Genomic DNA, 9,771 nt, shown 5'->3' on the forward strand with positions numbered 1-9,771 from the left:
AAATTTTAAAGTTTGTTTTATTAATGTGGTCGCCAAATAAAATTACGATTGTTATAATTGTAACCACTAAAAAAATAAATGTTACTAAAATTATTTTTGATGTAAATTTCAATTTCGATTTTTATAAAATGTGTTACAACGATTGGGTATTTGCGAAGAAAGCCCCTGTTCATAATATGATTTCGGGGCTTTTTTTGTAAATACCTTGTTGTAGGAAGTTTCTATTAAACACCTCTAATTAATTTCCTCGCCATTATGCTGAGATCTAGTGTTTTTCTTACTTAAAAGTTCTTCTTCTTCATCTTCTTCTTTTGCTTGGCGGATTGCTTTAAAAACATTAATCGTAGCAGCAACTCCAGCTCCAATAAAACCTCCAACGGGTCCTCCAATCAACCAACCTCCAGTTAAAATGGCACCAGTTCTAAGTCCCATGTTTAATGTTTTTTTTCTTTTTTTATCCATGATTAAAAAATTATATTTATTATTATCAACAAAATTCTTAGTTATTCCCTTTACTTTATACGTTCTGTTTCCTCACCTTTATACACTTATTTAATCCTAATCCAATCCCTACATTAGTAGGCTTTAGACTGTAGATTCAAGACTTTTTGTAAAATCGCGTAGTTAATTAGCGCAAAATCAAAAAGCACCTATATTGATTACATGTTGAGACCTTTATCCATTATCAAAATGAAAGCAAAATTATTCGTAATATTTTATCTTCTCGCGCCTTACACTATACGGCATACGCGGTTAAATTGGAAATATTTTAATGTTAATTTCCGGTCTCGTTCATAAATTAACTTTGATTGCGCAAAGGTTTCCCCGAAATAAGGAGTTAAATTTCCTACAACGGTTCCCGGCTTTGCGTAGTGGCGGATTTATAGCACAAAAGTTCAATCGAAGAACTGTACTTGAACCTTGCACTAAACTGTCATACGAAGAACTGAACCCGCCATTACGCAAAACCGATGTTAGAGGTTCGGGCTTTTTACTCGTTATACTCAATTGCGTTGTTTATGTAGTCAATTAGTGGTTTTGAGGTCTTAAAACTGTCCAAGATTTTCGCAACGCAGTCTTTGCTTGTTAGCATTTTGTCGCTTACGATTTCCTTAGTACAAAACCCTTTCATTTTCAAAAGTTCGCTTGCTTGATTTGTTTCGTCATAACCGTCTGGCATTTTTTTTAGTTTACCTACACCTTGTATTCCACTTGGAAAAATCGTTTTAAACTTTGGTGATGTTATAATTTTATTGATGTCATTGAATGAATAGTCAATTTCTTGACGTATTTTTTTAAGAAGTTCAGGTGTTGTCCGCCAAATTCCGCCACCTAAAAAGTTAGCACCTGGCTCAATTTGAATATAATATCCTGCCGTGTTGCCGTGAAAACCATTTTTGTTGAATACAATTAAAACATAGTTTTTGTATGGTGTCTTGTCTTTTGAAAATCGTAAATCTCTGTTTACTCTTGTCAAACACTTTTTGGGGTCTAAATTGGCTTGTGAAATAGATTGGTCAAATTGCGATAATCCTGTCAAAAGGTTTTCAGTCAATTCTAAAATGTCAGTTTTGTAATGCTCGTATAAATCTCGATTTTGTTCAAACCAATCTTTTGAGTTATTCTTTTTCAGTTTTGAAAGGAAATCAAGTGAAGTCTGCTTAATCATTGCTTTTGCTTAATTGGTCAATAAATTTCAAAATCACTTTAATCTGTTTTTCTTCCGATTTTGTAGAAGCAATTTTCCCGATGATTTCTTTTTGTTCTTCGTCAGGCAATTTTTTAAACGCTTGCAAAACTTCTGAATCTTTGAATGTTTCTAAAATTTCCTTTTCGGTAATTTGTTCCTTTGAGGTCAGTAAGTAAAGTGTCACCCTAACTTTGTCGCCACCGCTTTTATTAATCGCTTTTCTGATTTTGTCGTTAATAGAAATTAGTTTGTCTTGTCCCGTAATTGTAAATAGGTTGATACTGTCAATTTTGTAATTGTCGATAGTTCCTGATACTTTCAATGAACCCCATTTTCCGACAATGTGTTTTGTGTTCGGAATTTGAATATGATAAGTCCACGCACCCTTGCCGTGTTCATATTTCAATTCTAGTATCTCGTCTTTTACTAAGTATTCCATTTTGTTACGGGTTGTCTTTTAGCCTGACCGCTAACGGTTGGGTATTTCTGCAGGCGGGCTAAAAATAGGAAATCTTTCTACTTGCTAAAAACTTAATTAACCGCGGAAATCTTCGATGAAAACTTCATACCCGCTTGTAGAAATACCTTGTTATAGGCAGGCATTTTTTATTTCTTTTATTATTTTGTTTTTCACTCGTCTTGAAGTTCCAAGATCGATAAAGCCACCATCATAATCTATTTTTTGAACATTTATAAGAATATTGCCATTTTCATCGGCAAAGAGAAAAACATGAAAAGGGTTTTTAAATTTTCCAATATAATGATAAGAATAAAATTCCTCTTCTTTCTCAATTAATGTCATTTTGAATTTTTGAGCACATTTTATGATTAAAAGTTCATTTTCATTTCTGATAGATTTACCTTTTATTTTTTTTATAAAATATAATTTTGGAATTCTCCAAAATCCATAGGTTCCAATTATTATCAATATTAATGAAGACAAGTACAGAATATTTTTTGACAATATTTTTCCATTTTTCTCTTCAAATTTTAATTCATAATAGTTTGTAAATGCTAATTTTTCGAAAATAAATATTCCTGCAATGATTGTTAAGATGGAAATAATGTAATTCCAAATATTATCTTGTTTATTTTCTTTTTTAAATTTTGATTCAAATTTTTTTTGCGTCATGTTGGTTTTGCTTGCCTATAACTCTCAAATATACGCAACTTTCCCAATTCAACAAAAATTTTTATTTAGGGTGAAATCCTCGCTGTCACACCCTTAAAATGTCTTTACCTTTATAGTTACACAAAACACGCAAGTCTAACTATTCAAATACGCACCTACAACTATGGAAAATGCGCAACCCGTTTTTGATAAAAAATATTTCACTCCACAAGAAGGCATGCATCAAGAGAAAAATATTATTTGGATACGATTTCAAAAAGAGGAGACCTTGATCAAAATGCTGAAAAGTGAGGTGAAAGCACGTTGGTCAAACACCCAAAAATCCTGGTACGTCACCGATAACAATGCGAATCGGGAACGCTTCGGCCTCGACAAAAAAATAGTCGGCAAGGAGGTCTTGCTCAAAATTCATCCTAATAATTTACTTACTTATCAAACCTATCAAAATCAATTACTCCTCAAAGGATTTAGCCAAAATACCATCCGTGTTTATTCCTTAGAATTTGCGCAACTGCTTTACATTCTTCGCTCCTTTCCCGTACAGGAGTTGACCAAAGAAAAACTGAAAAGCTATTTTCTCTACTGTCATCAAGAACTTAAACTATCCGAAAATCAAATTCACAGCCGCATGAATGCCGTCAAATTTTACTTTGAAAAAGTACTGCATCAGGATAAGATTTTCTTCGATATTCCCAGACCCAAAAAACCACAACTCTTGCCAAAAGCCCTCAACACCACCGAAATTTTAAAATTGCTGAAGGTCACCGAAAATCCAAAACACAAGCTCATCCTGCAATTATGTTACGGCATGGGCCTGCGCGTAAGCGAGATCGTGAACATCAAAATAGAACACATCGACTCCAAAACAATGAAGGTGCTCATCTCGCAAGGCAAAGGAAAAAAAGACCGCTACGTCAATTTACCGCACAGTATTTTGGCAGATTTACGCCTTTATTACAAAGCCTATCTGCCCAAAATTTACCTCTTCGAAGGACAGTCCGGCGGCAAATTCGCCATCAGAAGCGCACAGTCCGTTTTCAAAATCGGCATGAACAAAGCGGGCATCAAAAAAACCGTCGGCATCCACAGTTTACGCCATTCCTACGCCACGCATCTCCTGGAATTAGGCACCGACATTTCGCTCATTCAAAAATTATTGGGACACAACGATATCAAAACCACACTCAATTATACCCATGTCGCCGATCGCACCGTTGCCAGCGTACCCTCGCCGTTAGACAAACTTTTTCCGGGTTGATCAGCGATGGCTTGTCTTTTTATACTTTTCTTTTGGGCAGACATTTCCGCCTTCCACTCCCGCTTTTTTTGCTCCACTTCGTTGCGCAAAAAAGAGCTCCGTTCAAGTCGGGCTGCAGACTCAGCTGTGGTCATAAGCAGTTTTTCAAACAAAAAAACTTTCTTAATTTCCAATCTCAGCAATAGGACAAAAATCTCCATCGTTAGCAGCCAACCTTGCTGCTAAATTGTTTCACCAATGATCGGTAATCACCGTCTTTATAAAAAGGTTAGAATGCTCAACCGAAGGATACAGATTATCGATTTCTTTCAAATGCCTAGTTGAAAAAGTATAGTTCCGATTTTCGCCATTTTCTAAATGAAGCGTTACTCTGATTTCATCATAACTGGATTGCTCTCTTCCCAAATTCGAGAATTAGAGGTGGGCAATATTTCCGGCGTGCTCCGTTAAATGTTGCAGATCATTATTCAATAACTCACTTTTACTCGCTTTCAGTTCAAAGTATTGATATTGGGCAACATTTTGGGTTTAAAATCCATAGAAACAATTGATTTCAACTCCGTAAAATTCTAAAACTTTGCCAACCGAACCAATTTCTGCTTTTGAAATTGCCACTTTATTACATGAGAAAAAAATAGCCAAGGCTAGAAATTTTACAAATTTCTTTCATACTCGATCGTGTTTTAATTAGAGCAAGAAAATCGCTCCTTTCGTTTTAAGTTTACTTTCTTAAAATTTTCTAAGCGAAGTAAATAGAGACCAATTTTCAAAATCAGCCTTTACAATTTTGCGATTCAAAAACTTCAACTGACAATATTTTCCATCAATTCAGCCTCCTGAAAAAACGCTTAATCAAATGCTCTAAAAAACTTGATCACCACAAAAGCACACTTTCAAGAATCATCGAATTTCCTTCGTCATCATCAGTGATCAAGATCATTTTTGTTTTCCCAACACTGATTTCTTCCTCGATCGTCACTGATTCTACTTTATAATGTTCCTCCGAATTTGAAAGTTCGCAGTACTCAAATTGATCAGAAATCGTCTTATTCGAAATGTCGATCATTCCAATATAACTTCCCAAAATTTCGCCGTCATCGTATGGATTATCGGTGTCCTCCACAGAAGCGGTGAAAATGATTTTCGGTTGATCTTTCAAAATAGTAGCGCCGGAAAAACCTGCTTCCACCTTGTTGATTGTTGGCAAAATATAGTCGTGAACTTCTATCGTTGGCAAAGCTACTTCGTCTTTTAGAAAGCTCAAAAATTGTCCATAATCAAATTTGAAAATAATATTCTTACGCCGATTGAAAAGATACAGTTGGCCTTCATGAAAAGCCGTGGCTTCAATATTTAATTCAGCATCTTTTAAAACGGGTAAACTTCGAAGATGATTATAAAAACTGGTTAAATAATATTTTTCAACCGTAATTTGTTCGTTCAGAAAGACCTGTACAAAAACATCCCGTTGCGGCGACTTTCCGCCAGATCCGAATATCACCAACTCATTTTTACCAATCAGTTCCAGCGTTTCGAAATCTGCTTTTTCTGATTTGATGATTCTTTTTCCGTTAAAATTTTGATCGTCTGAAATAAGTGTTTTAGAAATGACCTCAAAGTTTTGATCTAAAAAATAGAGATAAGGTGAGTCGTCACCAATGACATAATAGCCATCGTCCGTTTTGGCAATTCCCGAACCGCTCGGTATATTGACCAGTTTTTTACGATTGAGTATTTGAACTTCCACCAATAATTAATTTTTATTCATGGTCCAGATCATCGCGTTCTCTTTGGTCGCCCGGAAAATAGTATTGTGCTTTTCTTTTGGTTCATCGGCATAAAACCATTTTAGATTGCGCAGACCTGCTTTGTTAATGGTATCTGCTAAATTTCTAGTTGAGTTTAAAATAGAATCAGTACCAGACCCAGCGAACCAAAATCTTTTTTCCGTCGTCGGGAACTTTGCCAAATGGTCTTTTGCAGTTTTTTCCAGTTCATGATCATTCCACCAGATCGATGGATCAAAAGCAATATAATAATCAAATAGATCAGGTTCAACCAGAAACGTTTCAGTCACGAATAATCCAGCGAGAGATTCACCGATAATTCCTTTTTCAGAATTTGTTCTGTATTTCTGGTTGATCTCTGGAATCAGTTCCGTTTTAATGAAATTTCTAAAGTTGGCAGAACCGCCAACGATGGGTGCGATTTCTTTGTCCGTGGCAACTTCGGTTGGACCGGTAAGATCTCTTCTGCGTTGGGTGTTTTCAATCCCGACCAAAATAGTTGGTGGAATTTTTTTGGCGGCAATCAATTCAGCCAGCGTATTCGCAATGTGTGCGAAATCTTCTTTCTCGCCGCCATCAGGCATATACAGCACCGGCAAAGTTTCGTTGCTATTTTGATAGGTCGAAGGCGTCCAGACATTAATGACGCGAATTTCAGCGAGAATTTTTGAATCAATATTTATTGTTTCGTGAGCAGGCATAGGATCGGGCGGTGGAGTAGCAGTCGCACAGTTAATCATAATGAGTAAGAGTAAAATGGTGGAATAAATTGTTTTCATGGTATTTTTTTAATTTTCCAATTGATGAATGCATCGGAACTCAAATGTAGAAAAATTTATTCGGACTAAAATAAATAAGCAGCATCCCGAAGAATACTACTAACTCAGCTCCGTTCTTCGCCTTAATCTTCTTACCACAGAAAAGATGATGGATCGGCTTAATTGGTCAGCAATAATCGTAGTGTTTTTTGACTACCTAAAAAGCAATCGACGCGTCAAAAACAGCATTGGTTAAAGCAAGATATAATTTTACAGATTCTCCAATCAGAAATGCGTAAACGGCTGATTCTTTTAGAAAATATTACTTGCTTTCTTGCTCTTCAAAATTATCGTAGTAAGTAAAGTCCTGGGTGATCAATCCGTTTTCGATGGTGAAAATAGTGCAGATTGCCAGTTCAAATTTAGTTTCGTCAGCAGCTGTTCCGCTGGAAATAAATTCCACGATAACGTGATTTTCTCCCGACGGATAAATTTTTACAACTTCATTATGTAAGTCCGTGAATATTTGCTGGAGTTCCGCATATTTATCAATGATTTCCTGTCTGGATTGTTTGAAAATTCCTGATCCCAGAGATGGGTCTTTAAACTCAGCAGTTTGAGAATACATATTCGCCATTGAAGTCCATTCGTGTTGATTAAAATAAGAAAAATAGTTCTTAATTAGTTGTTGATTATTTTCCATCGTTGTCGTTTTTTCGCTCAATTTTCCTTTACCGCAGGAGATCAGAAGTAAAGTTAATAAGGTCAAAAGGAAATAGAAATACCTCATTTTTAAATTTAAATTAATAATTACTGTATTGTATTGGAGGATTCTTTAACTTTCATTTGACGAATATTTAAAGGTCCCAATCGTATATCTTTGTTTAAAGTCCAGACATTAATAATCTTCTCCTCATTTAAATTTTGCTCGTTCGGACTGATGAATTCGATTTCAGTGATACTTTGGGTGGCAATGAGGTAATAATTTTTTAATAAATAACCATCCACATAAACTTTCGTGTTTGGATCTGCATGCAGAAATTCTCTGATCTCAGTTTGACTTTTTGCCGGGATATTTTTTAATTTAGATTCAATGATGATCAAACCGTACTCACTGAGATTTGGGTACTTATCGGCGTACTGATCAATACCTTTTTTTGCAGATTTCCAGACTTCAATTTTCGCGATGTGATCAGACCCAAGTTGTTTCATCACGTCGAAATTTGCAATTATTTTCTGATCGATAAGGTAGGTCGCCTGATCTTTTTTGGAGTACAGAAGCTTGTCGAAATCTTGACCGAAAGAACTTGAAAAAGAGAGGATTGTAATAAGAAATAGTAGTTTTATTTTCATGTTTCATTTTTACTTCAATCAAATATAAAACTATTTCTCGATATATGATTTTTTGAATTCGACGATGACGAAATGAGGAATAATAAAAATTTTCGATAGAGATTTTAACTTACCAAACCTTTAGTAAGTCTGGTGTAATCAACTTTTTATGAACTTCCTTTCACTATAATAAAACCGCTGCGACTTTGTGTTTTTAAAATAAAAAAAACTTCCGAAAATCTTCGGAAGTTGTATGTTTGTGCGACTGTTTTGTATTCTTAATTAGAATAACTCATCAATTCTTCTTTTTTAGAATTGACCATCTTGTATTCTAAATATTTAAAAGAATCTCTTGGGATAATCGTAACCCATTTTTTATATTTCAGGTACCATTTTGTTTGGATGCTCATTAAACCTTTGGTCAAATAAGCTTCTACAAAAGGATGTACGTGAAGGAACAGTTTGCCTTTTTCGGTTTGAATTAAATTTCGAATGACTTCTTCCATTCTTTCCACAACCACAATTGGCGCCAGAATTTCGCCATCAATATTAGGATTGTCTTCCTTGGTTTTGATAACTTTCTCCGGACGTGTTCTTTGTCTCGTTAATTGGATCAAGCCAAATTTACTCGGCGGTAAAATTTTATGTCTTGCCTTATCTCTGCTCATTTCGCTCTTGAAATGTTCATACAGATCACGTCGGTGATCGGCATTGATCATATCAATAAAATCAACTACAATAATTCCACCCATATCTCTCAATCGAAGTTGACGGGCGATCTCGGTGGCTGCCATTTTATTCACGGTCAACGCATGCTCTTTATTGGATGAACCTGCTCCTGAGGAAAGATTATTCCCGGAGTTGACATCAATAACATGCAATGCTTCTGTGTGTTCAATCACCAGATAAGCACCTTTCGAACTTGGAATGTTGACATGCTTCCCGAAACTTTGTTTCAGTTGTTTTTCTACGTTGTAATATTCCATCAACGGAATAGGTTTGTCGTAGAACTGAACAATGTTCTTTCTTTCCGGTGCAATGACTTCGATATAATTTTTCATGTCATCAACCATTTGCTCATCGTCACAAATGATAGAAACGAAATCTGCATTAAAGTTATCGCGCAAAATAGAGGAAGCTTTATCTTCTTCGCTCAATACTTTACTCGGAACTTTATTTTTCTGAAGATTTTTAAAAGCCGTTTCCCATTTCTGAATCAGTTGATTCATGTCATTGTGAAGTTCAGCCACTTTTTTACCTTCCGCAACGGTTCTAATGATCACACCGAAACCTTCAGGCTTAATGCTTTCAATTAAAGTTTTTAGCCTTTCTTTTTCCTCAGAATTATTAATTTTCTTAGAAATAGAAACGCTCTTGTCAAACGGAATTAAGACCAAAAACCTACCAGTCAAAGAAATCTGGGTAGAAATCCTGGGACCTTTTGTCGAAATTGGTTCTTTGGTAATTTGAAGAATAACGCTGTCATCTTTTGCAAGCACTTTGTCGATTACACCGTTTTTATGAATCTCTTTTTGAATTTCGAAATTCTTTAATGATGAGTTTTGTTGTTTCTTAGAAACAGTGTCTTGCAGAAATTTTTTGTAGGTGAGAAATTGTGGACCTAGATCCTGATAATGCAAGAAGGCATCTTTCTCGTAACCAATGCTAACAAACGCAGCATTTAAGTTGGGTGCGAGTTTTTTTACTTTACCGATAAATAAATCGCCGACCACGAACTCACTTTTGTCCTCCTGTTCATGGAGTTCAAGAAGCCGTCCGTCTTCCAGTAGGGCAATCTTAGATTGCTCAGCTTC

Annotated in this window: 10 protein-coding genes; 1 reads left to right on the forward strand and 9 read right to left on the reverse strand. The window is 35.5% G+C overall.

Translation table 11 applies throughout. The features are described 5' to 3' along the window. Positions 1–234 precede the first annotated feature (234 nt). The 4 genes from ACEYOS_RS13435 to ACEYOS_RS13450 form a co-directional block, all read right to left on the reverse strand. On the reverse strand, positions 235–462 hold the full coding sequence (locus ACEYOS_RS13435) for a hypothetical protein (protein ID WP_373739253.1): 228 nt from the start codon (positions 460–462) through the stop codon (positions 235–237). 529 nt (positions 463–991) lie between these two features. After that, on the reverse strand, positions 992–1,669 hold the full coding sequence (locus tag ACEYOS_RS13440) for a DUF2461 domain-containing protein (protein WP_373709362.1): 678 nt from the start codon (positions 1,667–1,669) through the stop codon (positions 992–994). Next, a complete protein-coding gene (locus ACEYOS_RS13445; RefSeq protein ID WP_039455252.1) occupies positions 1,662–2,129 on the reverse strand; it encodes a DUF1905 domain-containing protein in 468 nt (155 codons plus the stop codon). Before ACEYOS_RS13445 ends, ACEYOS_RS13440 begins: the two co-directional genes overlap by 8 nt. Before the next feature lie 150 nt (positions 2,130–2,279). Then, on the reverse strand, positions 2,280–2,822 hold the full coding sequence (locus ACEYOS_RS13450; RefSeq protein ID WP_373709363.1) for a hypothetical protein: 543 nt from the start codon (positions 2,820–2,822) through the stop codon (positions 2,280–2,282). Positions 2,823–2,985: 163 nt separating this feature from the next. On the opposite strand from ACEYOS_RS13450, the gene ACEYOS_RS13455 reads away from it, so the two are divergent. Then, entirely contained in the window at positions 2,986–4,080 is a 1,095-nt protein-coding gene (locus tag ACEYOS_RS13455; RefSeq protein ID WP_373709364.1) for a tyrosine-type recombinase/integrase, read from the forward strand. A gap of 874 nt (positions 4,081–4,954) precedes the next feature. Here the strand turns inward: ACEYOS_RS13455 and ACEYOS_RS13460 are convergent. The 5 genes from ACEYOS_RS13460 to ACEYOS_RS13480 form a co-directional block, all read right to left on the reverse strand. Next, complete coding sequence (locus tag ACEYOS_RS13460; protein ID WP_373709365.1) at positions 4,955–5,827, reverse strand: hypothetical protein; 873 nt, start codon at positions 5,825–5,827, stop codon at positions 4,955–4,957. Between the two features lie 6 nt (positions 5,828–5,833). Continuing rightward, positions 5,834–6,646, reverse strand: coding sequence for an alpha/beta hydrolase (locus tag ACEYOS_RS13465; RefSeq protein WP_373709366.1), 813 nt, complete (start codon positions 6,644–6,646; stop codon positions 5,834–5,836). A 301-nt stretch (positions 6,647–6,947) separates the two neighbouring features. Continuing rightward, positions 6,948–7,415: a nuclear transport factor 2 family protein gene (locus ACEYOS_RS13470; protein WP_373739252.1), complete on the reverse strand. Its 468-nt coding sequence runs from the start codon at positions 7,413–7,415 to the stop codon at positions 6,948–6,950. Between the two features lie 20 nt (positions 7,416–7,435). Further along, positions 7,436–7,978: a hypothetical protein gene (locus tag ACEYOS_RS13475; protein WP_373709368.1), complete on the reverse strand. Its 543-nt coding sequence runs from the start codon at positions 7,976–7,978 to the stop codon at positions 7,436–7,438. Between the two features lie 257 nt (positions 7,979–8,235). Continuing rightward, positions 8,236–9,771: Rne/Rng family ribonuclease (locus tag ACEYOS_RS13480; RefSeq protein ID WP_373797594.1), on the reverse strand; the 1,536-nt coding region annotated here is incomplete at its 5' end.

The sequence above is a fragment of the Kaistella sp. genome (assembly GCF_041824135.1).
In the GTDB taxonomy this organism is placed as follows: Bacteria; Bacteroidota; Bacteroidia; order Flavobacteriales; family Weeksellaceae; genus Kaistella.

Coding starts and splice junctions, on each gene's coding strand:
- ACEYOS_RS13435 (WP_373739253.1), bottom strand. CDS start 462: ATGGATAAAAAAAGAAAAAAAACATTAAACATGGGACTTAGAACTGGT.
- ACEYOS_RS13440 (WP_373709362.1), bottom strand. CDS start 1,669: ATGATTAAGCAGACTTCACTTGATTTCCTTTCAAAACTGAAAAAGAAT.
- ACEYOS_RS13445 (WP_039455252.1), bottom strand. CDS start 2,129: ATGGAATACTTAGTAAAAGACGAGATACTAGAATTGAAATATGAACAC.
- ACEYOS_RS13450 (WP_373709363.1), bottom strand. CDS start 2,822: ATGACGCAAAAAAAATTTGAATCAAAATTTAAAAAAGAAAATAAACAA.
- ACEYOS_RS13455 (WP_373709364.1), top strand. CDS start 2,986: ATGGAAAATGCGCAACCCGTTTTTGATAAAAAATATTTCACTCCACAA.
- ACEYOS_RS13465 (WP_373709366.1), bottom strand. CDS start 6,646: ATGAAAACAATTTATTCCACCATTTTACTCTTACTCATTATGATTAAC.
- ACEYOS_RS13470 (WP_373739252.1), bottom strand. CDS start 7,415: ATGAGGTATTTCTATTTCCTTTTGACCTTATTAACTTTACTTCTGATC.
- ACEYOS_RS13475 (WP_373709368.1), bottom strand. CDS start 7,978: ATGAAAATAAAACTACTATTTCTTATTACAATCCTCTCTTTTTCAAGT.